This window comes from Rossellomorea pakistanensis, assembly GCF_016908495.1.
GTDB classification, from domain to species: domain Bacteria; phylum Bacillota; class Bacilli; order Bacillales; family Bacillaceae_B; genus Rossellomorea; species Rossellomorea pakistanensis.
This window is the reverse complement of record NZ_JAFBDZ010000001.1, coordinates 1,548,666-1,574,929: the sequence shown is the minus strand read 5'-3', so window position 1 is coordinate 1,574,929 and position 26,264 is coordinate 1,548,666. Positions and strand designations below refer to the sequence as shown.

Genomic DNA, 26,264 nt, shown 5'->3' with positions numbered 1-26,264 from the left:
AACAATCTTGAAAGTTCATATACTTATTATATTACTTAGCTTAACAAGCCTAAATGTGACTTAACGTTCACAAAAACTTAACTCTTAAATCCTCTGTTTACACGCTACCGTATTATTTCTTGTCTTTCATCTTACAGAGTAGTAAACTACTGATAGTGTGTTTAAGTGAGTGTTTTTAATTTAAGTAGGTAGGGATTTTATGTCTTCGAAATTAATAAGAGGTACGTTTATATTAACGCTAGGTGCGTTTATTTCTAAATTTCTTGGTTTGTTTTATGTAATCCCTTTTTATGAAATCATAGGTGGGAAAGAGCAAGCTGCTCTTTATAATTATGGATATGTTCCGTATACAATATTCCTTACGATTGCAACAGCTGGAGTACCGATGGCTGTTTCAAAATTTATCGCAAAATATAATGCAATAGAAGAGTATGGTGTGGGAAGGAAGTTGTTTAGATCCGGGTTATTGTTTATGACAATTACCGGGGTACTTTCCTTTATTATTATGTACGCCTTTGCTCCTTTTTTTGCTCAAGTATCAATTCCAGATGACGAACAGGTTATATCTGTTGCTCAGGTAACAACGGTTATTCGAGCAGTTTCATTTGCCCTTATTATTATTCCTTTCATGAGTTTGATACGTGGGTTTTTCCAAGGGCACAAGTCAATGGGACCGACTGCTATTTCACAAGTAATCGAACAAATTGTAAGGATTGTCTTTCTATTAGCTGGAGTTTACCTAGTTCTTCATGTACTAGATGGAACAGTCACGACTGCGATTAGTGTAGCGACATTTGCCGCTTTTATAGGTGGAATAGCAAGCTTAGGTGTACTAGGTTGGTATTGGTTTAAACGAAAGCCACATCTTGATGAGCTTCTTGAACAAGATAAAGGTAATGCAAATGTTTCGTTGAAGAAAATCTATAAAGAAATTATTATCTATTCGATTCCTTTTATATTTGTAGGTCTAGCGAATCCATTGTTTCAATTAGTCGATCAAATTACCTTCAATAGAGCGATGGCTGCGATTAATTTAGCAAAGGAAGCGGATGGTGCATTTGCAGTCCTAAATTTCACTACCCACAAAATCGTCATTATCCCTGTTTCACTTGCAACGGCTTTTGCTATGACCGTTGTGCCACTTGTAACCGAATCGTTTATGAATAATGATAAAAGTATTATGAAACGTCAAATTGACCAAACGTTACAAGTGCTTTTGTTCTTAACGATTCCAGCAGCCGTGGGAATAGCGATTTTAGCTGAGCCAGCCTATACATTTTTCTATGAGTATGATCCGCTAGGTACTTCGATTTTAAGGTCATATGCCCCTGTGGCGATATTATTTGCTTTATATGCTGTTACGGCTGCTATTCTGCAAGGGATTAATGAGCAAAAGTTTACCATTTTCAGCTTGTTAGTCGGATTACTAGTAAAGTTATCTCTCAATATTCCACTCATTAAATTAATGGAAACACAAGGTGCTGTATTAGCGACGGCACTAGGATATGGAATAGCGATTCTTATTAATTTATGGGTAATAAAAAGATATGCAGAATATAATTTCAATATGGTTGTTAGAAGGGTCACTTTGATGCTAGTCTTTAATATCATAATGGGGTTATTTGTATATATGGTGTACAAATTGCTTACTTTATTTCTTAGCACCAATGAAGGGAAAATTGAAGCTATTCTCATTGTATTGATTTGTGGACTAGTTGGTGTACTTGTTTACTTCTACTTAGGCTTAAGAAGTAAATTAGCGGATCGATTGTTTGGAGATCGAATGAAAAAGCTTAGAAGAAAGCTTAAGCTTGGGTAAGTGCCATTAATAAATGAGAAATTAAATAAAAGGGGCTGTTCCATAGGGGTAGGGAACCACCATGATATCTATATACGGAAGAACTTTTGAGGGTTTCTACTACGTAACGAAGTCGTGGTTCCTAACACCATGGTTTTAGGGACAGCCTCTTTTATCTTATCGTGAATAGGGTCAGTAGCCGTACGGTCTTTCTAAACGTTCTACCCGACGTTCTAAACGATCGACTCGACGATCCAGACGTTGAAACTGCCTCTCCAGTCGATCAACTCGATTTTCAATAGATTCGTAGCCATTCCCAGGAGGCTGAAATGGCGGAAGCGGAATTGGAAAATAATATACGCCCTGTCCTTGCTGACGATAATACATGGTAACACCTCTCTCATTCCATTAATTTCTCAGGATAGCCTATGATTGAAAATTGAACTGGATTGGGTAGAAGCCTATATAAAAGGAGTTATAAATATGCGGATGGATAAATTACTCTCAAACATGGGGTTTGGGAGCAGGAAAGAAGTAAAGATCCTTTTAAAAAGTGGCGGAGTCAAAGTAAACGGCAATGTGATAAAGGATGCTAAACAGCATGTAGATCCAATAGTCGATTACATAGACGTACATGGCGAAAAGGTAGAATATCGTGAGTTTATTTATCTGATGATGAACAAGCCGAAAGGTCTACTATCAGCAACTGAAGATAGTCATTATGAGACCGTCATTGATATTTTAGAAATTGAGGACCAGGTATTTAACCCCTTCCCAGTAGGACGTTTGGACAAAGATACAGAAGGATTACTCCTCATAACGAATGATGGGCAGCTTTCTCACCAATTGTTATCTCCCAAAAAACATGTTCCTAAAAAATATTTTGCGGTAATCGATCAAGAAGTTTCAGCTGAGGATGTAAAGGCATTTGCGGAAGGGGTTATCCTTGATGACGGGTATCAAACAAAACCTGGTGAGCTCATTATTTTATCATCTGGTTCGGAATCTGAAATTGAATTAACGATTACAGAAGGAAAATTTCATCAAGTGAAAAGGATGTTTGAAGCAGTTGGAAAAAAAGTTGTCTATTTAAAGAGAATTTCAATGGGGACTTTACACCTCGATGAAACCCTTGAATTAGGAGAATACCGTGAATTAACTGATGAAGAGCTTGAACAACTGAAAGCACCTTCAACTTAATTGGTTCTCTGACTCTAATTAATACATAAAAAAAGACCCTAAGTAATATTTTGGTATTATAAGTAAAATCACTTGAAATTAAAAGGACCACACATATTAGATATCTAATATGTGTGGTATAAATAAGTATTAAGAACCTGTATTAATTTAAACAGGATTTTTCTTATTATGTTCTTGTCAGTGTTGTAAAACTCTTCGCTTATTCCCTTTCTGGAATTGGTGAGAGGGTCATTTTCTTAGCAAGCCCTTAAAAGCCTCTAAGGACTATCCTGTTTTTTTCTATTTACGCCAAAAATTCGTATATTCAGCTTTATCCTGAATATTAAATTCAATCATTTTCTCAAGCAATTTATAATTTACCGGCTTATTCCAGGGAATACGAAACAAGCCTTTGGTAGCGCTGTAGCCAGCTTGTACAATGTCATCGGCAAAGTGCGCAATGCCTACTTCTTCGGGTGAAACGCTCAAGTGATGCTTCGCTATGGAAAAGCCGATGATAAATGTACCGTGATCGGAAAACATTGGCGTATTCCACTTGATTTGCGATTCCAAATTTGGGAATTTATTAGCAACCCACATTAAAATTTCTTCCGTTCGGTCGCGGTGGTCGGGGTTATCGATCCCTGCTAAATATTTTGAAAAAACTTCCATGTTATTCCCTCCTAAAATTAAAATTTTGTCGTTCAGAGAAGTTCCTCTAACCCATTCGTGAAAACGCCTCGCAGAACTGCTCAGACATACTCTTAACAACACCTATTCTCTAACTAGATATATTAGTCAAGAAGATATAAATCGCAAATTAGAGGCTCGTATCGCCAGCGGTAAAAGCGTGATTTGATCAAACTCCTTTTTCAAAACACACTCTTTCTTTTGTTCGTTTATCAAGGATATTAATTTAAACGATTGTTTTTTTAGATAGCCCTATATATATTTACATGCAAAAGAGCAGAATTAACCCATGATAAGTACCAGGAATTTAGAATCAAGAGTGCTGTCTCCCATGAGTTGTCCGGAACCACTATGATTGTCCAAATAAAGAAGAATTCTTAAGGGTTTCTTCTTTATACTGAAATTGTGGTTCCGGACACTTATGTTTTGGGATAGCCCTGTTGATCTAAAATGTGGTTCCCAATCCTTGGATCAACCCTGCATAATCAGTTGCTTAATAAGCTACTATTACAATGGTTTAAACAACAATTAACCATTGTAGTAGTACCCGTTGCAGATTTATTTTTATGTAATTATGATATCTTCACTTTCTTCTTCGTTGTTGTCCAATGGCCCCTACTCGGACTTTGTACTAAATCATTATAAGCTAACACATTCAAGTCTCGTTGAATGGTACGAGGAGTAATGCCAAACTCTTCTACAAGATCCTGTGTCGATACAGTGCCGTTTTCCTTTATAAACATGTAGACAGATTTGATTCGAGTTAGCATTCGATTTGTTGAAGGTTTCAAAAAACCACTCCCTCATCTTATTTCCAAAGGCAAAGATTACGGACCAACTAATACAAATGTACGTTTATGGTATCCCCATAGACAACCCCTTTAAATGATTAAGATGTACGGACAATTATATTCTACCCTCTTCTTAAAAAAAATTCTAGGAAAAAGACCAAATTTACAAAAAATTAAAGTGAGAGTAAAAATAATGATTTACTCCTATTGTATGTTTAAAATAATTTGTTATGAATATTTTCAAAGATGTTCGGTTGTTAGTCGATTTTACCTAGGTCAATAAACATATCTATGTTTTTCTTATTATATGTGATGGCGCGTAATATTTAGTATCGTATCAGACCCGAATTAATTTACAGTTTAGCGATGCTTGAAGAAGGGTGCAGTCAGCAATTATGATAGAATAGACTTGCATATTGATTTAAGGAGTAATGATAATATGACAATCAATTGGATGGAAGAAGTCGAAAAGCGTAAAGAAGATCTATTAAGTGACTTACAAGCATTCTTACAGATTAAAAGTGTATTAGATGAGGAAAACACTAGTGAGCGTGCTCCATTAGGGGAAGGTGTAAGGCAGGCATTAGACTACCTATTAGAACTTGGAAAAAAAGATGGTTTTCAACCAAAGGACGTTGATGGTTACGCTGGTCATTTAGAATTTGGTAAAGGTGAAGACTTGATTGGGATCTTATGTCATGTAGATGTCGTTCCAGAAGGGGATGGATGGAGTGTAGACCCTTTTGGAGGAGAAATCAAGGATGGAAAGATTTATGCAAGGGGAGCCATTGATGATAAAGGTCCAACAATAGCAGCCTATTATGCAATGAAAATAGTGAAAGAATTAGGGCTTCCTCTAGAAAAAAGAGTTCGTATGATCATTGGTACCGATGAAGAAAGTGATTGGAGATGTGTGGAGCATTATTTTAAAAATGAGGAAATGCCAACGATGGGATTTGCTCCTGATGCCGATTTCCCAATCATTTATGCTGAAAAGGGGATCGCGGATTTTGATTTGGTCAGTACGAAAAAAATAATGAACGAACAATCTCCAGTAGCTAAAGTAGTAGGCTTTCAATCGGGCAGAAGATACAATATGGTCCCTGACTTTGCCAAAGGAGAGCTAAGTGTAAGGGAAGGACATACCAAACTAATTCAGCTATTTGAAGAATTCATTAAAAAACAAAAGCTTGAGGGAAGATACTATGTTGCAAATGGAATTGTAATATTTGAGCTTGAGGGGGTTTCCTCTCATGGGATGGAACCTAATAATGGAAAAAACGCTGGACTTTATTTATCAAAATTTTTAACTTCCATTTGTATCGACGATCAAGCAAAATCCTACTTTTCACTAGTTGTCGATTACTTCTTCGCTGATTCCCGTGGTAATAGTCTAGGTGTTGCCTATAAAGATGATATTACAGGTGAATTAACCATCAATGTCGGAAAACTGTCCTATGATCATGAAAACGGGGGAATGCTTGGTTTAAATATGAGGTATCCTGTAACCTTCGAATTAAAGGGAGCTATGGAGAAAGTAACATCTCTTGTCGAAGAAAAAGGGTTCCAAGTACAGAATTTTTCGGATTCCTCCCCTCATCATGTGAGTGCTGATAATCCTCTCGTAAAAACTTTACAGAAAGTTTATGAAGAGCAAACAGGTGAAGAAGCTGGTTTAATCAGTATTGGTGGTGGGACATATGCACGCTCTCTTTCATCAGGTGTCGCATTTGGAGCGCTATTTCCAGGGAGGGAAGATATCGCTCACCAAAAAGATGAATATATGTATATTGAAGACTTGCTGAAGGCTACAGCTATATATGCACAAGCTATTTTCGAACTAGCGAAACGTAAGTAATAAAGGATCAAAATGAATCATTCTAAAAAGTGAGGGAAGAAAAATGGAGAAAGTTCTGTTTAATGGGGAAATGAAAAATCGTGATCAGATTACAATTGATATCGAGGACAGAGGTTATCAATTTGGTGATGGGATTTACGAAGTCATTCGAATTTACAATGGAAATATGTTTACTGCAAATGAGCATTTAACAAGGCTATATGAAAGTGCTGAGAAAATTCAAATGGCCGTTCCCTTTGAATTTGAAGAGTTAAAAAGTAAGCTTACTGAACTTGTGAAAGAAAATGGTCTCATTGATGGAATCATTTATCTCCAACTAACAAGAGGTACATCTCTAAGACAGCATCACTTTCCAAGTGAGCCAGTCGAACCTACTTTTGTTGCATACACAAGAGATTTCGCTAGGCCACTAAATAAAATGGAAAAGGGAGTATCGGCTAAGTTAGTGGAAGACATTAGATGGCTCCGTTGCGATATTAAAAGCCTTAATCTTTTAGGAAATTTATTAGCAAAACAAGAAGCAGCTGCAGTTGGCGGTTTTGAAGCCATTCAACATAGAGGAGAAACGGTGACAGAAGGTTCTTCTTCTAACGTGTTTATCATAAAGGAAGGAGAGCTATTTACTCATCCGGCAACAAACTTGATTTTAAATGGAATTACTCGACGATGCATTCTTGATATTTGCCATCAAAACGGGATTAAAGTTAATGAAAAAGAATTTACTGTTAATGAGTTGATGGAAGCAGATGAAGTCTTTATTGCAAGTACAACTTCTGAAGTCATGCCAATTGTTAAAATTGATGAAGTAGAGATTTCAAATGGGAAACCTGGGGAACTAACCAAAACACTTCAACAACATTTTAATCAACTTATTACTAGGAATGGGGAAAAGCTTAATTGTTAGAATTAGAAGAGAGTCAGGGTTCATGCCCTGGTTCTCGTTTTTTTATGGCAGAATCGACTTCATGAATGATCTCCTCTTTATGAAAAAAAGGGAGAAAGAAAAAATTTGGACAGGGCGACCTTTCATCCTTTAGATCAAGGCTCCTCCGTTTTTCGAGTGTCCAGCTCAGCGCCAAGACCTTTGATATATAAGTCAGGCCATCAAATGGAAGGGGAAAAACGCCCTTCCTTGATAGTTCGCCTAACGCTTGTCTTGGGCCTAGAGGAAGTGGGTCAGAAAGGCGTTCCCACAGGACGTGGCTTTTTAACCTCTAAACGAGGCCACCGCCTTTCTTGTTAATTTTTAAAAAGGTCGCTTGATAGATATCGTTCGCCAGTATCACAGGCAATGCATATAACCGCATCGTCTGGTGATAACCTCTTTGCTACTTGGATGGCAGCGTAGCAAGCAGCCCCTGAGGATGGGCCAACAAGGATTCCTTCTTCGCTTGCCATTCTTCGGGCTGTTTCATACGCTTCTTCGTCTTCTATTTTGTGAATTTCATTGTAAACATGTTGATTTAGTATCTCCGGGATAAATCCTGGACTTGTCCCCACTAATTTATGCTTCCCTGGTTTCCCTCCTGAAAGAACGGGTGATCCCGCTGGTTCTACCACATGAATTTCAAGATCGGGATAGTGTTCTTTTAAGACTTCACCTGTCCCCGTGATGGTACCGCCAGTTCCAGCGGTTGATACGAATGCAGAGAGTGGCTTCCCAATTTGGTTTATTCCTTCAATAATTTCGATAGCAGTCGTTTTCCGATGTGCGTTAGGGTTCGCATTATTTTCAAATTGCATTGGCATGAAGCTATTTGGAATTTCTTTTGTGAGTTGTTTAGCTTTTTCAATTGCTCCTGGCATTTTTCCATCACCAGGTGTCAGGACAACTTCTGCTCCATATGCTTTTAAGAGGTTGATTCTTTCTTGGGTCATCGTATCTGGCATCACAAGGATAGAACGATATCCTCTAGCAGCTGCATTCATCGCAAGTCCAATTCCCGTATTTCCGCTTGTAGGTTCAATAATAGTAGATCCCTCTGTTAATAACCCCGCTTTTTCAGCCTCTAAGATCATGTTAAAAGCAGCACGGTCTTTTACACTTTTGCTAGGGTTATAAAACTCTAATTTCACATAAACATCTGCACCTTCTGCTGGGTTCAATCTGTTTAATTTAACAAGAGGTGTATCTCCAATCAACTCCGCAATATTTTGAACAACTTTCATCAAATCGTCCTTTCATCAATCATTATTCTATCCTCAATAGTACTAATTCTTATAAATCTTATCAAATATATCGATATTTAATGGGTTGTTTTAATAAAATGGGAAAAGGTTAATGATTATGAAGATGATTTCTTTATTATTCTAGTAGGATACATATTATAATGAGGAATAATTTGCTAAAATATGAATCAGAAGTGAGGTTATCTTTTATGAATCCGCATTATTTTTACGCACTCCGAATTCCTAACAAGGTGAAACATGTATTAAATGAATGGATCCAGGAATTAAAACCTTCTTTTCCTTTCCAAAAGTGGGTGCATCCTGAGGATTACCATATCACTCTTGCGTTTTTAGGAAATGCAACGGCCGTTCAGTTACAAAATACTGAAAACATCATAAAGAAAACCGTTTCTACTATTAACCCTTTTGAAATGAAAACAGATCGGCTTGGAACTTTTGGGCAGGAGAGGAACCCAAGAATCTTTTGGGCAAATTCCAGTATCCCAAGTTCTTTAGTTGAACTTCGCAATACTATATATAAGGCATGTGAGAGTCAGGGATTTCTATTAGATCAACGTCCGTTTACACCCCATATCACTGTAGCAAGAAAATGGAGTGGAAAAGAAGCGTTTCAAGGAGAATTACTAAACCACTTTAATCTTGAGAAAGCGATTAAATGGCAAGGAAATGAAGTGGTTCTCTATCAAACACATTTAGATCGGGTTCCTAAGTATGAAGTCAAAAGCTCAATAGTGTTAACTTAGATGAGGCTGTTATTTACCAAGATGACCATAGGAAAAAACTCACTATTTTTATTTGTACATATGTGGTTTCAATCCTCTTTTAGAACAGCCTCTATTTCTTTATGGTAAATTCCATTATTAGATAGAAAATTAGCTTGTGAGGAGAGCGGAAATGGCCCAATTGATTAAATTGCAGGACTATGCATCAAGATACGGGAGCGATCTATATCGTTATCCTTCCCAATTTGTTCGTTTAAAAAAGCAACAGTGGGAAAAACTTAAGGGACAATGGGAAAACGGTGAGGCATCATCGAAAGAATCATTAAATGAAAACAATGAAATAAAAGCTATAAAACAACCATTAGTAGGAAAGCTAAAAGGGCTTTTTATGAGAGATTCCATGCTGGAGGATCAAATGAATAATCCTTCAAATTTCTATGATAATGAAGCGGAAGAAATAGATTTTACTATTACAATGAACAGCATTCCTGCCACAATAAATGATTTAAAAATGGTTTTTCTTGATCAGCTTTATCCCTTCCAACTAAAGTGGGCAAGTTCTACTTTAACAGAAAAGTCTTATGTTGATCAAAGTTTCATTCAGGATGAGCGATTGAGGTATTTATTACAGCGGTTTCCTGATAATATATTGGTTCTTTATTTTCCAATTTTTTATATAAAAAAGGCGCCTGTTGAAATGGAGCTTATTTTGATTTCTCCTACAGATGTATGGTGTTTAGCTTTTCTTGAAGAAGTGGATCAAACCGTTTATCTTGGCTCACAGGAGCGGTTTTGGATCAAGAAATGGGGAGAAAAAGAAGGAAAGGTCCTTAATCCGATGATATCTTTAAGAAGGATGGAAAATATTATTTCTCAAATTTTCCTTAAGCAGAATATTGAAATCCCACTTAAGAAAGGAATCATAAGCCGTAACGGATTTATTGATTTTCCCTTAGCCCCCCATGATCTTCAATTACTTGATAAAAGGAGATATGATGAATGGTTCGGGCAAATGAGAAGTTTGTCTTCCCCCATAAAGAAAGTTCAGTTGAAAGCGGCACAAAGTTTATTAGAGTACTGTCAAACGACATCCTTTAAGCGATTTTTGTGGGAAGATCAACAGGACATTGAGTTTATGAACAAGAAGGAAATTGATTGAAATTGAGAACGGTTTATATTGTCAACCTATCTGCTAAAAATAATTATTCCCTTTTCATTTAGAAAAGAATAAAGAGGCGATTACAAAGAAATGAAGAAGTTTATTATACGAATACACCTGAAGAAGCAAGTAAGAAAATAACAGAACTTGCAGAACAATATAAACATGACTCCCTTTATATTATTGGAGTCGGAGGAGATGGGACAATCAATAAAGTGATTGAGGCATCACAAGATTATGAAAATATCTCGATTGGGTATGTTCCTGCAGGGAGTGGAAATGATTTTGCTAGAGGGTTTAAATGGTCTACTAATCCGATAAAGTGCATAGAGAAAATCAAAAGATGTCAGTATAGCTCGCCTTTAGTAGAATATTTTGATTCGGGAATTTACAAGCTCTGTGAGTACCAAAATGGGTCTTTTGTGAATAATATAGGAGCAGGGTTTGATGCTCTAGTTGCTCAAAAGTCAAATGCATCTAAGATAAAAAAATTATTAAACCGATTTTCTTTAGGGAAAACTTATTTATGCCATTTATATAAAAAAAGGAAGCCTTCGTTTACAAACCTCAGGCCGTATATCTGAAAATTGATGACATTGAGTATGTATATGAAAATACATGGTTTATTACCTGTTCAAATCAACCGTACTACGGTGGCGGAATGATTATTTCCCCAGAGGCAAAACCCGATGATGGGAAGCTAAACTTAACGATTGTTTATAATCTTTCTAGGTATAAATTGCTGCTTGTTTTTCTATCTGTATTTTTTTGGTAAACATACACAGTTTAAAGACGTTCAAACCTTATCGGGGAAGGACATCGTCATTCATACAAAGGATCACATGTTAGTGCACGCTGACGGTGATAACGTCGGCAGGCTCCATCAGCATAACTCGTTACATATAACCATTAAAAGTGAAAGCTGGAAGATGTATAGAGAGCAAACGAGTCATGATGAAATGAGTAAGCATTTAAGAAAAGTGAATGAAAACCTAAAGAGAGGGTGACTTTCATAAATGCTTTCAATTAAACGAGAATTTTATGCCTATCTTGATCGCTTAGATCTTATTACTATCTTGTTACCGTATTCCTATAATAATGGTCATTCATCTTTCTTTAAGTTGGTCCATGGAGAGCAGGAATGGAGTCTTCCTATTTTAGAAACGATCACGCTTCATAACCAAAAAAAATATGTTTGTAAAAGTGAGTATTCTCCTGAATTCGGAAAAAGTTTCCTAGTGAAAGATGAAAAGGGGCACACAACCGATCTTCAAATTGGAGCGGTTATTCGAACTCAGGAGTTTGATGAGATGTTTTATTATCCAGGTGATGATTTAGGAGCGATAATACACCAAAATGAAACCCGTTTTAAAGTATGGGCACCAACAGCTACAAAGGTATCGTTAAAACTTAAAAACCCAAAAACAAATGAGGTTTCAAAAATTCCACTAGCTCGACACGAAAAAGGTGTTTGGTCGACAACTGTGCTGGAAAATGTAGAAGGACACTACTATACCTATTTAGTTTGTGTGAATTTGCAATGGCAAGAGACGATCGATCCGTATGCAAGGTCCGTCACGATGAATAGTGAATGGGGTTGTGTCATAGATTCTGCCAATGCAAAAGTAGACCTTCATCCACTACCTTCGTTACCTTCTCCAACAGATGCAATCATTTATGAACTCCATGTACGAGATTTTTCGATTCACAAAGAGAGTGGAATGAAGCATAAAGGAAAATATTTAGCTTTTACTGAAAAAAATTCAGAGCCTTTAAAAGGGAAAAGTACTGGGATGAATTATCTAAAAGAGTTAGGAATAACCCATGTAGAATTATTGCCCGTTAATGATTTTGCAGGAGTATTAGATGAGAACCCAAATAAACAATATAATTGGGGATATAATCCCCTTTATTTTCAATCCCCAGAAGGCAGTTACTCAACAAATCCAGCTGATCCTTATAAACGAATAATGGAATTAAAGCAACTGATTTCCTCTCTTCATCAAGAAGGATTAAGGGTGATTTTAGACGTAGTCTTCAATCATGTATATATTCGAGAAGAATCTTCTTTTGAGAAATTGGTCCCTGGTTATTTTTTTAGACATGATGTTAATGGATTACCATCTAACGGAACTGGGGTAGGAAATGATTTCGGCTCTGAACGATTAATGGCGAGAAAATTTATCGTTGATTCCATTGAATACTGGTTAACGGAATATGGTATTGATGGGTTTCGATTTGATTTAATGGGGATACTTGATGTTGAAACAATGAATGAAGTAAAACGAAAAGTTGAAGAAATCAAACCTCAAGCCATCATTATCGGTGAAGGTTGGGATTTGAATACTCCATTACCACCAGAATTAAAAGCCAATATTAAGAATGCATCAAAGCTAAAGGGGATTGGCCAATTTAATGACCGCTTTCGAGATTGGATAAAGGGCAGTACATTCAATTTATATGACCGAGGTTTCGCCCTTGGGCATGGACAGATGGAACATAAAGCAGGCTATGTGTTAATGGGAAGCATTGGTTTAAAAAAGGATGAAAAAGGAATATTTCTCGCCCCGACACAATCAGTCAACTATGTAGAGTCTCATGACAATTATACGCTTTGGGATAAAACCCTTGCTTGTATCGAAGAAGAGAATTGGGGTAGAAAGCATCATAAGCTTGCAACCGCTATGGTTTTAATGGCGCAAGGAATTCCTTTCTTACATGCTGGTCAGGAATTTTTCCGCACGAAAAAAGGAGTCGAAAATAGCTATAATGCACCAGATGATATTAATCAACTTGATTGGGAGAAGAGGGTCATTCACCACGAAAATATCGAATATATAAAAGGTCTTATTTCGATTAGAAAGTCACATGGGGCCCTTCGTTTCTCAATCCCTGATTTCATTCATAAGCATTTGCAATTCGGTTCTCCAATGGAAAAATTAGTTACTCTTCATTATAAAAATGTAAAAGAGTTTGGTTCATGGAATGAACTATTCCTTCTTTGTTATGCTGGAAATGATGCTACTAGTATTAGCTTACCAAGTGGTAGCCAATTTGGGGTCCTTGCGGATGGAGAGCGGGCAAATGTAAACCCAATGTATTACACTGAAGGTAATTCTTTGAAAGTTGAACCGGTTTCCCTCTATATATGCGTGAGGTAAAGGTTTGAATGAATACTTGACGAAACATAGTAAATGACGATAAACTTTTAAAAAGATGGCTATTGAACTTCATTTGCCCAATAGCTGTCTTTTTTCGTTTTTATAAAAGATACCGAAAAAAATTGTAAAGATAATAGATGTATCATTGAATGGTTTATCGTGACAGGTGAAAAACATTTACATTGAAACCAATAGAAGGTGACTAATGTTGGAACACTTATTTGATCAAGGGTGGGAAATCTCACCGGCAGGAGGCGCGACAGGAGAAGCGTTTTTTGCAAGGCATCAAGAGAAAAAGCTATTTCTTAAACGAAATTCATCACCTTTTCTCGCGGTTCTTTCAGCTGAAGGAATTGTTCCGAAGCTAGTATGGACTAAAAGGCTGGAAAACGGAGATGTCATTACAGCACAGCATTGGCTAAATGGTCGAGAGCTGAAGCCTGTAGAAATGACACAACAAGAGGTTGCAAAGCTTTTGAAGAAAATTCATTCTTCTAAGCCTTTGTTGACAATGCTTGAACGTTTGGGAAAAGAGCGTTTTCAGCCAGAGCATATGCTAACAGAAATAGAGACTGGGTTAGATTATGATGTCCTATCTCTTCCAATCGTTAGACATGGGCTTTCATTTTTACAGAATGAAATAGAAAATATTAGACATTATGAATATGTGGTATGCCATGGGGACGTCAATCATAACAACTGGTTGTTATCAGACAACAACCAGTTATATTTAATTGATTGGGATGGGGCCATGATAGGGGATCCTGCAATAGATATAGGACTGCTGCTATATTGGTATATCCCTGAAGAAGATTGGGAGAATTGGTTATTACAATATGGAATACCATTAACTGATCATTTAAGATTGCGAATGAAATGGTATGTTGTTTCCCAAACGTTGATGTTCATTCAATGGCATAAAGGAAAGGCTCGCTTTCATGAAATGAATCATTGGATCGAATATTTACATTCCATCCTATAAAGAATTATTAGGTATACATGTTCATATTATCCACCCATTGAGACAAATTCTGCTGATTTGATAAGATATGATCATCAAGGCTATTAGAATTAATTCCATGCTGACTATATTGATAAATCTCTTCTAAAACCGGCTTTATATTTTCCTGAATATTAGAATTTACCATTAAAGACTTTACTAATCTTTCTAACTGTTCGCACTCTGAAATCGATCCGCAACAATCGGTTTGATGATTGCTTAAAATATCGGTTAAAAGTTGTACTTGATCCTGATGATTGAGTGGCATAATTTACACCCTTTCAAATAGATTAAAAAAAGGAAGTCACTTTAGTTTGTGACTTCCTTTTTTCTTTATTCATGGTGAAGTTTTTTCTAAGCTCGTTTTTCAAAAGAATAACCCATTAAACACTATCTGCCTCTTTGATAAAAAGAGTAGGGGTGTTGCGTGAAAGAGAACGTCATGGTATTGTTTTGTCGATAAGAAAAAAATGAGGTGTCAAAATGCGTCTAAGACATAAACCATGGGCAGGCGAAAAATTAGGACAATATCCACAATATGCCATTGCTGACCCTGAAACACATAAAGGGAATTGGGCTGAGGTCTTTGGAAATCCAAATCCCATTCATATAGAGGTCGGAACAGGGAAAGGTCAATTTGTAACAGAAATGGCCAGAGCGAACCCAGATATTAATTACATTGGAATTGAATTATATGACAGTGTCATTATAACAGCTTTAGATCGCTTAATCGAAGCTGAATTACCCAATGTAAAATTATTAAATGTTAATGCCAAAGATTTAAAAGAGTATTTTGAAAAAGGAGACGTAGATCGAGTTTATTTAAACTTCTCAGATCCATGGCCAAAGAACCGTCATGAGAAACGTCGTCTTACTTACAAAGATTTCTTAAAACTATATGAAGAGATTCTGGTTGACGAAGGAGAAATTCATTTTAAAACCGATAATCAAGGTTTATTTGAATACTCATTACAAAGCTTTTCTCACTATGGCCTATTATTGACTTATTTAAGTCTTGACCTTCACAAAAGCGAATTCGAAGGAAATATTATGACTGAATATGAAGAGAAATTCTCAGCAAAAGGACAAAGGATCTACCGATGTGAGGTAAAATATCGGAGCTAGTTAAGAATAACCGTCTTGTGGCGGTTTTTTCTATTTTAGCTCCTGGCTTTTCATTGAATTTTATTGTCAGATCATGGTTAACTTTCAACTATTCCCCTTTTATTTTCAACTTTCTCCTGTTTATCGATCTCTACAATGTTTGACAAGAACGAGTGCTTTCATCAGACGATATATGATCTCACCGAAATGCATTCTATTTTGGAATTATTTGTAACGATTTTATGGATATATCATTGGAATTGAATTTCCCAAATGGCTTTCTATTGGTCGTGAGAATGTTGATTTGATAAAATAAAAGGGACAGCATTCAAAGGGGAGGGGTAAGAATGGAAACGGTAAAGATCGGTGAACAAACACTCACTTGGTTAAAAGGCGGTGTCACACATATGGATGGGGGAGCAATGTTTGGAGTTGTTCCAAAACCACTATGGTCAAAGAAGTACCCTCACAACGAGAGTAATCAAATTGAGCTCAGAACAGACCCCATTTACCTGAATCTTCAAGGGAAGAATATTCTCATTGAATCGGGTATAGGGAATGGTAAATTCTCCGATAAGCAGAAAAGGAATTATGGAGTATTAGAAGAATCAGAAATGGAAAGTTCTTTAAAACAAATAGGTTTAACAACCAGTGACATTGACATTATTCTGATGACACATATGCATTTTGATCATGCATGTGGATTAACTACTTTTGAAAATAATAAATGGAAGTCTGTATTTCCAAATGCAGTAATCTATACATCACAAACTGAATGGGATGAAATGAGAGCTCCGAATATCCGTTCTAGAAATACATATTGGAAAGAAAATTGGGAGGCAATTGAACACCAGGTCCAGCCCTTCAAAGAGGAAATCGAAGTTCTGGATGGATTAAAAATGATTCATACTGGTGGACATAGTAATGGACATTCTATTATTGTCTATGAAAATGGCGAGGATCATTATATTCATATGGCAGACCTGATGCCAACTCATGCCCACAAAAATCCATTATGGGTACTTGCTTATGATGACTATCCAATGGATTCTATTGATGCCAAACAGCAGTGGATTTCAAAAGCTATAGAAGAAAATTACTGGTTTATTTTTTATCATGATGCCAAATATCGTGCACTTAAATGGGATAAAGAAGGAGAAATTGTATCTTCTGTGTTACGGGAAAAATAATTCAAAAACCAACCTCATTGACTTTTATTGAGGTTGGTATTTTTGAAAAAATGAAAGTAATAATGTTACCTTCCTATAAAAGATAGACATCCAAAACAGATCCAGTATAGGCATCTGCAATAAATTCAAATTGCTGTAATTGACCATTTTGACTACGTGAAATTCCGCCACGATAGATTTTTGTTTTAATCGCATGCTTTTGATAGTCTTCTGCTTTCATATGAATCCAAGATCCATCAATCGTTCCTTCCCTTTTAAATCCCTTTTTTACATGGTTTAGAACCTTTTCAGCTGAAATATATGTACGAGAAGTAACGGTATCTTTCACTAGGTAACCTCCAATAAATCCAACCCCAGCACCAAATAATAAGGATTTCCAGTTCAACATCAGACGCCTCCTTTATGTTTATATTTTCAGTATACTCTCCTTAGAAGAGAATTTCACTTTATCAGGAAAAGAAAGGTTACAGTGGCAAGTCGTATGAAATTTCTGTAAAATAGAATAAGAAGAAGCTTCAGAATACATATAAAGGGGTTATTTTATGAATCATGAAACTTTAGAGTTATTTAAAACGTTAACGGAACTACCTGGTGCACCAGGTAATGAACATGCAGTTCGTAAATTTATGAAAGAACAGCTTGCAAAATATTCTGATGAAGTTGTCCAAGATGGATTAGGCGGCGTTTTCGGAGTGAAAATAGGTAAAGAAAATGGTCCTACGGTAATGGTGGCTGGACATATGGATGAAGTGGGCTTCATGGTTACTAGTATTACTGATAACGGAATGCTTCGTTTCCAAACATTAGGAGGCTGGTGGAGTCAAGTGCTACTTGCACAGCGAGTCCAAATTATTACAGATAGTGGGCCGGTTATCGGTGTTATTGGCTCGATTCCACCACACTTATTAGGCGAAGACCAAAGAAAACGTCCAATGGATATTAAAAACATGCTGATTGACATTGGAGCAGACGATAAAGAAGATGTTGAAAGAATTGGAATCAAACCTGGACAGCAAATCGTTCCTATTTGTCCATTTACACCTATGGCTAATGAAAAGAAAATCTTGGCAAAGGCGTGGGACAACCGTTATGGATGTGGATTATCCATTGAATTATTAAAAGAATTGGAAAAAGTAGAACATCAAAACGTTGTTTATTCAGGGGCGACTGTCCAAGAGGAAGTTGGTCTTCGAGGGGCACAAACTGCCGCTAACATGATTAAACCAGATATTTTCTTCGCTTTGGATGCAAGTCCAGCAAATGACATGTCTGGTGACAAAAAAGAATTTGGTCAATTAGGGAAAGGGGCGTTGCTTCGAATTCTTGATCGTTCAATGGTTACACATAAAGGGATGAAAGAGTTTATTCTTGATACAGCAGAGTCCAATAATATTCCATATCAATATTTTGTCTCGCAAGGTGGAACAGATGCAGGACGCGTACATATATCAAACGAAGGAATCCCGAGTGGGGTAATTGGTATTTGCTCTCGTTACATCCACACTCATGCATCCATGATCCATATTGATGATTATGCTGCTGCTAAGGAATTAATCACGAAGCTTGTGAAGAATTGTGATCAAACAACAATTGATTCTATTAGAGATAACGGATAATCATTTATAAAACATTGATAAAATGCTAAAGTTATTTTTGTGGGTGGCCTAAATGGTCACCCTTTTCATTGTCTGTAATTCAAGAATTGGAGGGTCCATCAATGCTCGTTGCAATTGGAACGAAAAATCCTGCGAAAGTGAAGGCGGTAAAAGACGGTTTTGCACAAGAGAACGCACATTTTATATTTAAGTCTTACAAAACGGAATCCGATGTTAGCGAACAACCATTTTCAGATGAGGAAACAGCTATAGGTGCCATGAATCGTGCAAAATGTGTTCTAGCGATATCTGGTGGGGATATAGGAATTGGATTAGAAGGAGGGGTGATGGAAACACCTTTTGGACTTGCGCTAACCAACTGGGGTGCTCTAGCTACCAGTACCCAGCCTCCTATTATTGCAGGGGGGGAGAGAATCATCCTGCCTGAGAGTATTGCTGAGAGATTAAGAAGTGGCGAAGAGCTTGGCCCTGTAATGGATGACTATAGTCAAAGAGAAGGGATACGTCATAGGGAAGGTGCTATAGGAATCTTTTCAAATGGAAAAATTACGCGACATGACATGTTTTATCATGTTGTTAGATTACTTCTTGGACAGTGGCAGTATCAGAATGGGTTTGATTGAGTGAAGAGTTTTTCTTAAGACCGTGGTGTCAGTCCCTACCATTGAGGAGTGGGGTTTTGATGTGGTTTGTAGTTCATATAAATTTACATAAGATTTTCTAGGTAGTGACGGACCCCTATGCTCCTGAAATGAGGGTGCTGACCCTCGTTATCGGAGAGAGGAGTGTGGCTCATGGATTTTTTGTATAGGATTATTTCTTCGTTTTGAACTCTTTTGCTTTTGATTTATACTAACTCCAGCGCCTAGGCCCTCGAGTCATAAGCCAAGCCATGAATGAAGGGAGAAAGCGCCCTTCCTTCTTGACTCGACTTATGCTTGTCCGGCCTGTTCAAGGCGCTTCCGCTTTTGGGTGTTACTCCGTGTCAAAAATATATGACAGTGCTTTTATTGCTTGATTTACGGTTTCGACTGTTACATTTGCTTTACTAGAGAGCTCTTTTAAAGGATGGTGAAGCTGTTCTGGACGAATGAGAATAAGTGGTTTTCCAAGTGATAATGCAGTGCTGGCATCCATAGCTGTATTCCATTGCTTGTATTTTTCACCAAATAAAGCAATGACGATATCTGATTTTTGCATAAGCACGCTGGTGCGTAGATTATTAAAGCTAGAAGCAGTCTCGTCTCTAAGTACTGCATTTGGCTGTTTTCCAAGAATCTCTTCCCCGATTGAATCGGAACGGTCATGATTTTCCATCGGCCCTACAAAAGATATAGGTAGTTTTAATGACCTAACTTTTTCTTTTACTTCATCTCTCCAGCTGCTATGTATTTCTCCTGCTAAATAAACGGTCAATTCCATTTACAGTCCCTCCTCTTATGAATTTATCCATATTCTATCATGAACCTCCAATACTTTCTTTAATATACACTTTCTTAGGGATAAAAGATTAGCGTCTTTGGAAAACTACGGGATACATAGGTTGTCAATAGTACTTTATGACGGGTATTATAGACTTGATTCTAGGCTCAGTAAAGGAGGATCCTATGAAAAAAATATATATGACTTTGATGATATCGGTGTTCTTTGTTCTGATTCTATCTGGATGTAATAACATGACTTTTGACGAACATTTAGGGAACATTGAAAAAATCGTAAGTGAATCATTGGATAACCCTAATGGGAAAACAAATGAAGAAACTGAAAGATTTAAGTTTCATTTACCCTTTGGTGCGGACATAAAAGAAAAAAAGGAAAACAATGTCATCATTGAAAAAGGAAATAATACTTTTATTTTATTTAATAACCCTAATGAGGAATATGATAGTGAAACCCTTTATAAATCTTCTACCAAAGATCAAACGGGGATTATTAAAGAAAAGACCTTCGAACAAAATAACCGATTTGGCTATTATATTGTTAGGGAAATAAAGAATGATAAGTATGAATTAACAGTGGGAATAGGTGGTATCAAAATGACAACAAAGAGTGATAGGAATGACCTCTCCGATGCTGCTGAATTTATGATGGATGTTATTTCTTCTGTGAAATATAAGTAAAAGAGGATTACCTAGAATAAACTGCAGGTTTATTTTAGGCTTCCTCTTTTTTTATTTGTAAGAGCCAATTAGAAAAACGACAAATTAAATGTATCAGTAACAAAAATCTAAAAATGACTACTAAAATTAGATATAGACAAAAACAACATGTGTCTTTACACTAGTAAATAGCTGTAAAAGGGGGGACTTAAATGAAAAAGTTCTTAGAAAGTAAAAATGTTAAAATATCAGCGAAAGTGTATTTAATAGATGCTCTAAGTTATATGGCTTTAGGTTTATTTAGCTCATTAATCATTGGGTTGATTATTAAAACAATTGGGGATGAAACGGGCTTTGGATTTTTCACGGAGATGGGAGCACTCGCTATGAGTTTGACTGGCCCTGCTATAGGTGTAGCTATTGCTTATGGTTTAGGTGCACCACCACTTGTCGCGTTTGCTGCTGTTGTGACGGGAGCAGCAGGTTACACATTAGGGGGCCCTGCTGGCGCATATGTAGCAGCTGTAGTCTCCACAGAAATCGGAAAGCTTGTAAATAAAACAACAAAAATTGATATTATCGTCACACCCTTTGTCACAATCCTAGCTGGGTACAGTATTTCTGCATTGATAGGCCCTGAAATTGATAGCTTTATTAAAATGTTCGGGAGCTGGATTGAGTGGAGTACAGAACAGCGTCCGATTATAATGGGAATCCTGGTTGCAGCTCTTATGGGATTGGCTTTAACTGCTCCAATATCAAGTGCTGCCATCGCTTTTATGCTTGAATTGAGCGGAGTTGCAGCAGGGGCTGCGACAATTGGTTGTAGTGCTCAAATGGTCGGATTTGCCGTAAGTAGTTATCGTGAGAATAAAATGGGGGGAATATTTGCCCAAGGGATAGGGACGTCCATGCTTCAAGTCCCGAACATTATTCGTAACCCACTCGTTCTCATCCCGCCAACCATTGCCGGTATGATCTTAGCCCCAATCGGAACCACCATTTGGGTGATGCAAAATAATCCAGCAGGAGCTGGCATGGGGACTAGCGGCTTTGTAGGACAAATCATGACCTTTTCTGTAATGGGCTTTACCTCAGGTGTAATCATGAAGGTTCTTGTGTTGCATTTTATTGGACCTGCCGTCATCAGCCTGATACTATCAGAATATATGAGAAAAAGAGGTTGGATCAAAGATGGGCAGTTGCTCATAAGAACTGGAGGAAATTAATATGAAAACATTAGAATCAATGGAAGAATTTAAAGAAAGAAAATCTACGGGTAAGCATATTTTTATGTTTTCGGCTGATTGGTGTCCTGATTGCCGTATTATCGAGCCTATTCTTCCAGAAATTGAAGAGAAGTATTCAGAATATACTCTTGTCTATGTTGATCGTGATAAGTTTATCGATCTCTGTATTGACCTTGATGTTTTTGGAATCCCAAGCTTCCTGGCATTTGAAAATGGAGAAGAATTAGGACGCTTCGTCAGTAAAGATCGAAAGACGAAAGAAGAAATCGAAAACTTTATCGACTCTCTTTCCTCATAATTGGCACATTAAATCCCTTCATCCTTTGTGTTGAAGGGATTTTAATGTACAATGGTACGGGATACTTAAAGAAAGACCTCTACTCTTAAGGAGGGAATAACGATGGATGTAAAACAGATAAAGAAAAAACTTGAAAATAGACTCGCTTCCTCAAAGCGAACCTTCCATTTTGATCGTGAAAAGGATACTCTTAGAATTGAAAATATAGAGACTGGAAAGGGGATCACTATCACTCTTCCGCCGATTGTAGCAAAATGGGAAAATCAGAAAGAAAAGGCTATTGATGAGGTCGTCTATTATGTAGAAGAAGCCTTAGATGTGATGGGCAAAGATCAATCTTTACGTAATGAAGAAAAGAAAATATTTCCTGTAATTCGCTCCACTTCTTTTCCAACTGAAGCAAGAGAGGGTGTGCCATTTGTCACAGAGGAACATACGGCAGAAACTCGGATTTATTTTGCTCTTGACTTGGGGAAGACCTATCGTATGATAGACAGGGAGCTATTGGCTAAAGAAGACTGGGATGAGCAAGAGATGAAAGAAATGGCCAGGTTTAATCTCCGCTCATTACCAACGGAAATGAAACAGGATACTATAGCTGGTAACATTTTTTATTTTTTAAATAGCAAAGATGGTTATGATGCGAGTCGAATTTTAAATGAATCTCTTCTAAAAGAAATGAAAAATAAGCTTGAGGGTGAAATGACGGTGTCTGTTCCCCATCAGGATGTCCTGATCATCGGCGATATTCGCAATGAAACAGGGTATGATGTCCTAGCCCAATTAACGATGAGCTTTTTTACAAATGGGCATGTTCCGATTACCGCATTATCATTTCTTTATGAAGAGAATGAGCTTGAACCAATCTTTATTTTAGCTAAAAATCGAAAATCTAGAGAGGAGAAATGAAAATGAACGTTTTTTACAATAAAGAAGGTGTTGGTGATACCCTTATTATTTCCTTAACACCATCATTTGAGGGTGAAAAGGGGTTTCAGAAGAAGGGAAATGCAGTACGAATTTTCAACGCAGAAACCGATGAAACTCTAGGTTACAATTTGTTTAAAGCCTCTACATATTTAAATGTAAGTGAAAATGGCCAAGTTTTAATGGAAGATGACCGCCTTCAAAAGATTAACAAAGCATTAAAGGAAAACGGGTTTACTGAAGAAATTGTAGCCGACTTTTCACCGAAATTTGTTGTTGGTTATGTAGAAGAAAAAGAAAAACACCCGAATGCTGACAAGTTAAGTATTTGTAAAGTGAATATTGGAAACGAAACACTTCAAATTGTGTGTGGAGCACCAAATGTAGATCGGGGACAAAAAGTTGTCGTAGCAAAAGTAGGGGCTGTTATGCCAAGTGGAATGGTTATTAAAGACGCAGAACTCCGGGGTGTGGCTTCCTCTGGAATGATTTGTTCAGCAAAAGAATTAAATCTTCCTGATGCACCACAAGAAAAAGGAATTCTTGTGTTAGATGAAAATGAGGTTATTGGTAAGCCTTTTTCATCATGATTGACCGAATCCTAACAGAGATTGTCTAAAAGGTTCGTACCTTTTGGCACAGTCTCTGTTTTTAATTTGTACTTTTCTGTAACATAACTCCTAATCTAGTAAATGTACTCGAATTTTTTCTAGTAACTGTTACAATAAAAGGTGATTCTAATAGAAAGAGTGATTATATTGAGTTGGTTAAAAAAACTATTAGGAAGAGTAACTGAGGATGAAGATGATTATATAGAAAAACCGAATCATACGGCACCTAGAGAAAAAAAACAAAAACTTGAAAAAAACCGAGAAATTGAGACAAGAATGACTTACCAATATCCAAAAGGTGAATTTCGTTTTCCTATCATTCCAGATGGATCCGAGGAAAAACCAAAGGGAAGAAGGAGGCCAAAGGATGGCCCAAAGCCTCAGCAGGAAAACAAACAACCCATTAAGAAAAAAGAGGAGAAGAAGGTAGTTGTAAAGGATACAAAGAAAATTGTAAAGAAAAAGAAAAACGATCCATATCAACGACCGTTTCGCCCAACAGAAATACCGTCACCTATTTACGGGTTTAATCAAAGACCAAACCTCAAAAAAGAAGAAGACTTTCATGAGCCTGTCTCGATTGAACTGAAGACTTACGAAGAGCTAAGAAAACAATTCGTCCATGAACCCGTTAAGGTTGAAAAAAAACCAGCTTCCCTTTCATTTGAATTGGATGAAGAGGATGAATTAATGGTATCTGAGACTGAACATTCTGATGCCGATAAGGATACAGACGAATTTCAAAATGAATCATGTGATGAAAGGAAAGAAAAAGCCGCTGTAACACAGATTAATTTTGGAGAAGAGATGGCTGTGGCAGAGAAAGAAGTCGCTACAGCAGTTGAAGTAGTTCCTGAATCAGCTCAGGTAGAAGTACCAATAGAAGAAGAGGAAGATAATGGGGATTCTGAGGAATTAGAAGTAAATGAAATTCCTCGCTTTGAAATAGTTGAGGAGAAAAAAGCAGAGCCACCGAAAAAGAAGTCAGGTCGTTCACATTTGCCCTTTAATGTACTTATGTTAAAGCAAGACAAAAGGAAGCTTGAACAAGGACAAATGGGAAGAGGGAATTCAATAGAGAAAACCGTACCTACTAAAACAAGTAGTGAAAGACAAGGCGAAAAAGCTATTGAAGAATACAAAGAATTAGAGAAAACGGATTTCTATCAAGAGGCAGCAGGGGATTATGAATTTCCATCGATCAATTACTTGGCACCTCCTATTGCGAAGGAAATGAGTTCAGAGTGGCTAACGAACCAAAGTCATCTTTTAAATGATACGTTGCTGAACTTTAATGTTAAAGCAAGGGTTGTGAATGTGACTCAAGGTCCTTCTGTTACGCGTTTTGAAGTTCAACCAGAGCCGGGAGTTAAGGTGAATAAAATTACCAATCTATCAGATGATATTAAGTTAAGTTTAGCCGCTAAAGACATTCGCATTGAAGCGCCAATTCCTGGAAAGCATACTGTCGGAATTGAGGTTCCGAATCAAGATAGCAGACCTGTATGTATTAGCGAGATCATTACGAGTGAGGCTTTTAGAGACTCGGATTCACCTTTAACGGCGGCGTTGGGACTCGATATATCCGGTCAGCCAATTGTCACGGATTTGAGAAAAATGCCTCATGGATTAATTGCAGGTGCAACCGGTTCAGGAAAGAGTGTTTGTATAAACTCGATTTTAGTGAGTCTATTATACAAAGCCGATCCCGAGGAACTGAAATTATTATTGATTGACCCTAAAATGGTCGAGCTAGCTCCCTATAATCGAATTCCACACCTCGTTAGCCCTGTGATTACAGATGTTAAAGCGGCAACAGCTGCATTAAAATGGGCTGTAGAGGAAATGGAAAGAAGGTATGAACTATTTGCTCATACAGGAGTTCGAGATATTACTAGATTTAATGAACTAGCAAAACGGGAGGGGAATCTGAAGAACAAGCTCCCTTATGTCGTGATCATTATTGATGAATTAGCAGACCTCATGATGATGTCGCCTGCAGATGTGGAGGAGGCGATTTGCCGAATTGCCCAGAAAGCAAGGGCATGTGGTATTCATCTTATTATAGCGACACAACGACCTTCTGTAGATGTTATAACAGGATTAATTAAAGCAAATGTCCCAACAAGAATTGCCTTTTCTGTTTCATCAGGAGTAGATTCTAGAACAATCATTGATTCAAGTGGAGCTGAACGATTACTTGGAAAAGGAGACATGCTCTTTTTAGAAAACGGCTCTTCAAAGCCTGTTCGTTTACAAGGGACATTTGTTTCAGATGATGAAATCGATGATATTGTCAGACACGCTAGAGAACAAAAAGAACCAACCTACCTCTTTCATCAGGAGGAGCTTTTGAAAAAGGCTCAATCAGTAGAAGACGAAGATGAGCTTTTCTATGATGCCTGTGAATTCGTCATTGATCAGGGGGGTGCATCGACCTCATCACTACAAAGACGCTTCAGAATCGGGTATAATCGTGCAGCTAGATTAATCGAAATGATGGAGGACAATGGGATTGTCTCTGAAGCGAGAGGAAGTAAACCGAGAGATGTATTGATAACAGAGGAAGATCTTGGCTCCCTACTAGAGACTAGTAACAATTTTTAATACGTGGTATTCTA

At 37.2% G+C, this 26,264-nt stretch carries 28 protein-coding genes; 21 read left to right on the top strand and 7 right to left on the bottom strand.

All coding sequences use genetic code 11. The features are described 5' to 3' along the window. Positions 1-199 precede the first annotated feature (199 nt). Positions 200-1,819 (top strand): putative polysaccharide biosynthesis protein, encoded by a 1,620-nt coding sequence (locus tag JOC86_RS07670; RefSeq protein WP_205169772.1) that lies wholly within the window; start codon positions 200-202, stop codon positions 1,817-1,819. Positions 1,820-1,990: 171 nt separating this feature from the next. On the opposite strand, the gene JOC86_RS07665 is transcribed toward JOC86_RS07670, so the two are convergent. Next, the gene (locus JOC86_RS07665) at positions 1,991-2,185 is read right to left on the bottom strand and encodes a hypothetical protein (protein ID WP_205170256.1); all 195 of its coding nucleotides are present in this window, start codon (positions 2,183-2,185) and stop codon (positions 1,991-1,993) included. A gap of 96 nt (positions 2,186-2,281) precedes the next feature. Here JOC86_RS07665 and JOC86_RS07660 point away from each other — a divergent pair, with 96 nt between their 5' ends. Beyond that, positions 2,282-2,998 carry a pseudouridine synthase gene (locus JOC86_RS07660; RefSeq protein ID WP_205170237.1) on the top strand — a complete coding sequence of 239 codons (717 nt, stop codon included), beginning with the start codon at positions 2,282-2,284 and terminating at the stop codon, positions 2,996-2,998. Between the two features lie 279 nt (positions 2,999-3,277). On the opposite strand, the gene JOC86_RS07655 is transcribed toward JOC86_RS07660, so the two are convergent. Then, the gene (locus JOC86_RS07655) at positions 3,278-3,649 is read right to left on the bottom strand and encodes an iron chaperone (RefSeq protein WP_205169769.1); all 372 of its coding nucleotides are present in this window, start codon (positions 3,647-3,649) and stop codon (positions 3,278-3,280) included. Between the two features lie 590 nt (positions 3,650-4,239). Continuing rightward, positions 4,240-4,458 (bottom strand): DeoR family transcriptional regulator, encoded by a 219-nt coding sequence (locus JOC86_RS07650; RefSeq protein ID WP_205169766.1) that lies wholly within the window; start codon positions 4,456-4,458, stop codon positions 4,240-4,242. 439 nt (positions 4,459-4,897) lie between these two features. Between JOC86_RS07650 and pepV the strand changes: the two genes are divergently transcribed. Together pepV and dat are read left to right on the top strand one after the other, a co-directional pair. Then, positions 4,898-6,316, top strand: coding sequence for a dipeptidase PepV (gene pepV, locus JOC86_RS07645; RefSeq protein WP_205169763.1), 1,419 nt, complete (start codon positions 4,898-4,900; stop codon positions 6,314-6,316). A 43-nt stretch (positions 6,317-6,359) separates the two neighbouring features. Next, a complete protein-coding gene (gene dat / locus JOC86_RS07640) occupies positions 6,360-7,220 on the top strand; it encodes a D-amino-acid transaminase (RefSeq protein WP_205169747.1) in 861 nt (286 codons plus the stop codon). A 335-nt stretch (positions 7,221-7,555) separates the two neighbouring features. Here dat and cysK read toward each other — a convergent pair whose 3' ends face one another. Beyond that, the gene (gene cysK, locus JOC86_RS07635; RefSeq protein ID WP_205169744.1) at positions 7,556-8,485 is read right to left on the bottom strand and encodes a cysteine synthase A; all 930 of its coding nucleotides are present in this window, start codon (positions 8,483-8,485) and stop codon (positions 7,556-7,558) included. A 173-nt stretch (positions 8,486-8,658) separates the two neighbouring features. Between cysK and thpR the strand changes: the two genes are divergently transcribed. The 7 genes from thpR (at position 8,659) to JOC86_RS07605 (ending at position 14,530) form a co-directional block, all read left to right on the top strand. After that, entirely contained in the window at positions 8,659-9,249 is a 591-nt protein-coding gene (gene thpR, locus JOC86_RS07630; RefSeq protein ID WP_205169741.1) for an RNA 2',3'-cyclic phosphodiesterase, read from the top strand. Between the two features lie 151 nt (positions 9,250-9,400). Further along, the gene (locus JOC86_RS07625) at positions 9,401-10,387 is read left to right on the top strand and encodes an NERD domain-containing protein (protein WP_205169738.1); all 987 of its coding nucleotides are present in this window, start codon (positions 9,401-9,403) and stop codon (positions 10,385-10,387) included. A gap of 68 nt (positions 10,388-10,455) precedes the next feature. Beyond that, on the top strand, positions 10,456-10,971 hold the full coding sequence (locus JOC86_RS07620) for a diacylglycerol kinase family protein (RefSeq protein ID WP_205170234.1): 516 nt from the start codon (positions 10,456-10,458) through the stop codon (positions 10,969-10,971). Further along, positions 10,968-11,162, top strand: coding sequence for a diacylglycerol kinase family protein (locus tag JOC86_RS25285; RefSeq protein ID WP_419096035.1), 195 nt, complete (start codon positions 10,968-10,970; stop codon positions 11,160-11,162). Before JOC86_RS07620 ends, JOC86_RS25285 begins: the two co-directional genes overlap by 4 nt. 67 nt (positions 11,163-11,229) lie before the next feature. After that, positions 11,230-11,394, top strand: coding sequence for a hypothetical protein (locus JOC86_RS07615; protein ID WP_205169734.1), 165 nt, complete (start codon positions 11,230-11,232; stop codon positions 11,392-11,394). Between the two features lie 9 nt (positions 11,395-11,403). Further along, entirely contained in the window at positions 11,404-13,548 is a 2,145-nt protein-coding gene (gene pulA / locus JOC86_RS07610) for a type I pullulanase (RefSeq protein WP_205169731.1), read from the top strand. 205 nt (positions 13,549-13,753) lie between these two features. Continuing rightward, a complete protein-coding gene (locus JOC86_RS07605) occupies positions 13,754-14,530 on the top strand; it encodes a phosphotransferase family protein (RefSeq protein ID WP_205169728.1) in 777 nt (258 codons plus the stop codon). Positions 14,531-14,537: 7 nt separating this feature from the next. On the opposite strand, the gene JOC86_RS07600 is transcribed toward JOC86_RS07605, so the two are convergent. Continuing rightward, positions 14,538-14,816, bottom strand: a complete 279-nt coding sequence (locus JOC86_RS07600) for a YtzH-like family protein (RefSeq protein WP_205169725.1) — start codon at positions 14,814-14,816, stop codon at positions 14,538-14,540. Between the two features lie 215 nt (positions 14,817-15,031). On the opposite strand from JOC86_RS07600, the gene trmB reads away from it, so the two are divergent. Together trmB and JOC86_RS07590 are read left to right on the top strand one after the other, a co-directional pair. Continuing rightward, complete coding sequence (trmB, locus tag JOC86_RS07595; protein WP_205169722.1) at positions 15,032-15,673, top strand: tRNA (guanosine(46)-N7)-methyltransferase TrmB; 642 nt, start codon at positions 15,032-15,034, stop codon at positions 15,671-15,673. 326 nt (positions 15,674-15,999) lie between these two features. After that, positions 16,000-16,842, top strand: a complete 843-nt coding sequence (locus JOC86_RS07590) for a YtnP family quorum-quenching lactonase (RefSeq protein WP_205169719.1) — start codon at positions 16,000-16,002, stop codon at positions 16,840-16,842. Between the two features lie 73 nt (positions 16,843-16,915). On the opposite strand, the gene JOC86_RS07585 is transcribed toward JOC86_RS07590, so the two are convergent. Beyond that, positions 16,916-17,230 carry a hypothetical protein gene (locus tag JOC86_RS07585; protein WP_338021723.1) on the bottom strand — a complete coding sequence of 105 codons (315 nt, stop codon included), beginning with the start codon at positions 17,228-17,230 and terminating at the stop codon, positions 16,916-16,918. Positions 17,231-17,384: 154 nt separating this feature from the next. Between JOC86_RS07585 and JOC86_RS07580 the strand changes: the two genes are divergently transcribed. Beyond that, positions 17,385-18,458, top strand: coding sequence for a M42 family metallopeptidase (locus JOC86_RS07580; protein ID WP_205169717.1), 1,074 nt, complete (start codon positions 17,385-17,387; stop codon positions 18,456-18,458). A gap of 101 nt (positions 18,459-18,559) precedes the next feature. Then, entirely contained in the window at positions 18,560-19,081 is a 522-nt protein-coding gene (locus JOC86_RS07575) for a DUF84 family protein (RefSeq protein ID WP_205169714.1), read from the top strand. A 352-nt stretch (positions 19,082-19,433) separates the two neighbouring features. On the opposite strand, the gene JOC86_RS07570 is transcribed toward JOC86_RS07575, so the two are convergent. Further along, a complete protein-coding gene (locus tag JOC86_RS07570) occupies positions 19,434-19,880 on the bottom strand; it encodes a YtoQ family protein (RefSeq protein WP_205169711.1) in 447 nt (148 codons plus the stop codon). Positions 19,881-20,065: 185 nt separating this feature from the next. On the opposite strand from JOC86_RS07570, the gene JOC86_RS07565 reads away from it, so the two are divergent. The 6 genes from JOC86_RS07565 (at position 20,066) to JOC86_RS07540 (ending at position 26,250) form a co-directional block, all read left to right on the top strand. Further along, positions 20,066-20,578 (top strand): hypothetical protein, encoded by a 513-nt coding sequence (locus JOC86_RS07565; protein ID WP_205169708.1) that lies wholly within the window; start codon positions 20,066-20,068, stop codon positions 20,576-20,578. Between the two features lie 191 nt (positions 20,579-20,769). After that, positions 20,770-21,786 (top strand): PTS sugar transporter subunit IIC, encoded by a 1,017-nt coding sequence (locus JOC86_RS07560; RefSeq protein ID WP_205169705.1) that lies wholly within the window; start codon positions 20,770-20,772, stop codon positions 21,784-21,786. Position 21,787: 1 nt separating this feature from the next. Then, positions 21,788-22,105, top strand: a complete 318-nt coding sequence (locus tag JOC86_RS07555) for a thioredoxin family protein (RefSeq protein ID WP_205169702.1) — start codon at positions 21,788-21,790, stop codon at positions 22,103-22,105. Positions 22,106-22,207: 102 nt separating this feature from the next. Then, positions 22,208-23,014, top strand: a complete 807-nt coding sequence (locus tag JOC86_RS07550) for a DUF1444 domain-containing protein (RefSeq protein ID WP_205169699.1) — start codon at positions 22,208-22,210, stop codon at positions 23,012-23,014. 2 nt (positions 23,015-23,016) lie between these two features. Continuing rightward, positions 23,017-23,622, top strand: coding sequence for a YtpR family tRNA-binding protein (ytpR, locus tag JOC86_RS07545; RefSeq protein ID WP_205169696.1), 606 nt, complete (start codon positions 23,017-23,019; stop codon positions 23,620-23,622). A gap of 168 nt (positions 23,623-23,790) precedes the next feature. After that, positions 23,791-26,250, top strand: a complete 2,460-nt coding sequence (locus tag JOC86_RS07540; RefSeq protein ID WP_239587414.1) for a DNA translocase FtsK — start codon at positions 23,791-23,793, stop codon at positions 26,248-26,250. The last annotated feature ends 14 nt before the right edge of the window (positions 26,251-26,264 follow it).

What these genes read in the sequence shown, in the direction of transcription:
- JOC86_RS07670 (WP_205169772.1), top strand. Translation starts at nt 200, where the DNA reads ATGTCTTCGAAATTAATAAGAGGTACGTTTATATTAACGCTAGGTGCG.
- JOC86_RS07665 (WP_205170256.1), bottom strand. Translation starts at nt 2,185, where the DNA reads ATGTATTATCGTCAGCAAGGACAGGGCGTATATTATTTTCCAATTCCG.
- JOC86_RS07660 (WP_205170237.1), top strand. Translation starts at nt 2,282, where the DNA reads ATGCGGATGGATAAATTACTCTCAAACATGGGGTTTGGGAGCAGGAAA.
- JOC86_RS07655 (WP_205169769.1), bottom strand. Translation starts at nt 3,649, where the DNA reads ATGGAAGTTTTTTCAAAATATTTAGCAGGGATCGATAACCCCGACCAC.
- pepV (WP_205169763.1), top strand. Translation starts at nt 4,898, where the DNA reads ATGACAATCAATTGGATGGAAGAAGTCGAAAAGCGTAAAGAAGATCTA.
- dat (WP_205169747.1), top strand. Translation starts at nt 6,360, where the DNA reads ATGGAGAAAGTTCTGTTTAATGGGGAAATGAAAAATCGTGATCAGATT.
- cysK (WP_205169744.1), bottom strand. Translation starts at nt 8,485, where the DNA reads ATGAAAGTTGTTCAAAATATTGCGGAGTTGATTGGAGATACACCTCTT.
- JOC86_RS07625 (WP_205169738.1), top strand. Translation starts at nt 9,401, where the DNA reads ATGGCCCAATTGATTAAATTGCAGGACTATGCATCAAGATACGGGAGC.
- JOC86_RS07615 (WP_205169734.1), top strand. Translation starts at nt 11,230, where the DNA reads ATGTTAGTGCACGCTGACGGTGATAACGTCGGCAGGCTCCATCAGCAT.
- pulA (WP_205169731.1), top strand. Translation starts at nt 11,404, where the DNA reads ATGCTTTCAATTAAACGAGAATTTTATGCCTATCTTGATCGCTTAGAT.
- JOC86_RS07605 (WP_205169728.1), top strand. Translation starts at nt 13,754, where the DNA reads ATGTTGGAACACTTATTTGATCAAGGGTGGGAAATCTCACCGGCAGGA.
- JOC86_RS07600 (WP_205169725.1), bottom strand. Translation starts at nt 14,816, where the DNA reads ATGCCACTCAATCATCAGGATCAAGTACAACTTTTAACCGATATTTTA.
- trmB (WP_205169722.1), top strand. Translation starts at nt 15,032, where the DNA reads ATGCGTCTAAGACATAAACCATGGGCAGGCGAAAAATTAGGACAATAT.
- JOC86_RS07590 (WP_205169719.1), top strand. Translation starts at nt 16,000, where the DNA reads ATGGAAACGGTAAAGATCGGTGAACAAACACTCACTTGGTTAAAAGGC.
- JOC86_RS07585 (WP_338021723.1), bottom strand. Translation starts at nt 17,230, where the DNA reads ATGTTGAACTGGAAATCCTTATTATTTGGTGCTGGGGTTGGATTTATT.
- JOC86_RS07580 (WP_205169717.1), top strand. Translation starts at nt 17,385, where the DNA reads ATGAATCATGAAACTTTAGAGTTATTTAAAACGTTAACGGAACTACCT.
- JOC86_RS07575 (WP_205169714.1), top strand. Translation starts at nt 18,560, where the DNA reads ATGCTCGTTGCAATTGGAACGAAAAATCCTGCGAAAGTGAAGGCGGTA.
- JOC86_RS07570 (WP_205169711.1), bottom strand. Translation starts at nt 19,880, where the DNA reads ATGGAATTGACCGTTTATTTAGCAGGAGAAATACATAGCAGCTGGAGA.
- JOC86_RS07565 (WP_205169708.1), top strand. Translation starts at nt 20,066, where the DNA reads ATGAAAAAAATATATATGACTTTGATGATATCGGTGTTCTTTGTTCTG.
- JOC86_RS07560 (WP_205169705.1), top strand. Translation starts at nt 20,770, where the DNA reads ATGAAAAAGTTCTTAGAAAGTAAAAATGTTAAAATATCAGCGAAAGTG.
- JOC86_RS07555 (WP_205169702.1), top strand. Translation starts at nt 21,788, where the DNA reads ATGAAAACATTAGAATCAATGGAAGAATTTAAAGAAAGAAAATCTACG.
- JOC86_RS07550 (WP_205169699.1), top strand. Translation starts at nt 22,208, where the DNA reads ATGGATGTAAAACAGATAAAGAAAAAACTTGAAAATAGACTCGCTTCC.
- ytpR (WP_205169696.1), top strand. Translation starts at nt 23,017, where the DNA reads ATGAACGTTTTTTACAATAAAGAAGGTGTTGGTGATACCCTTATTATT.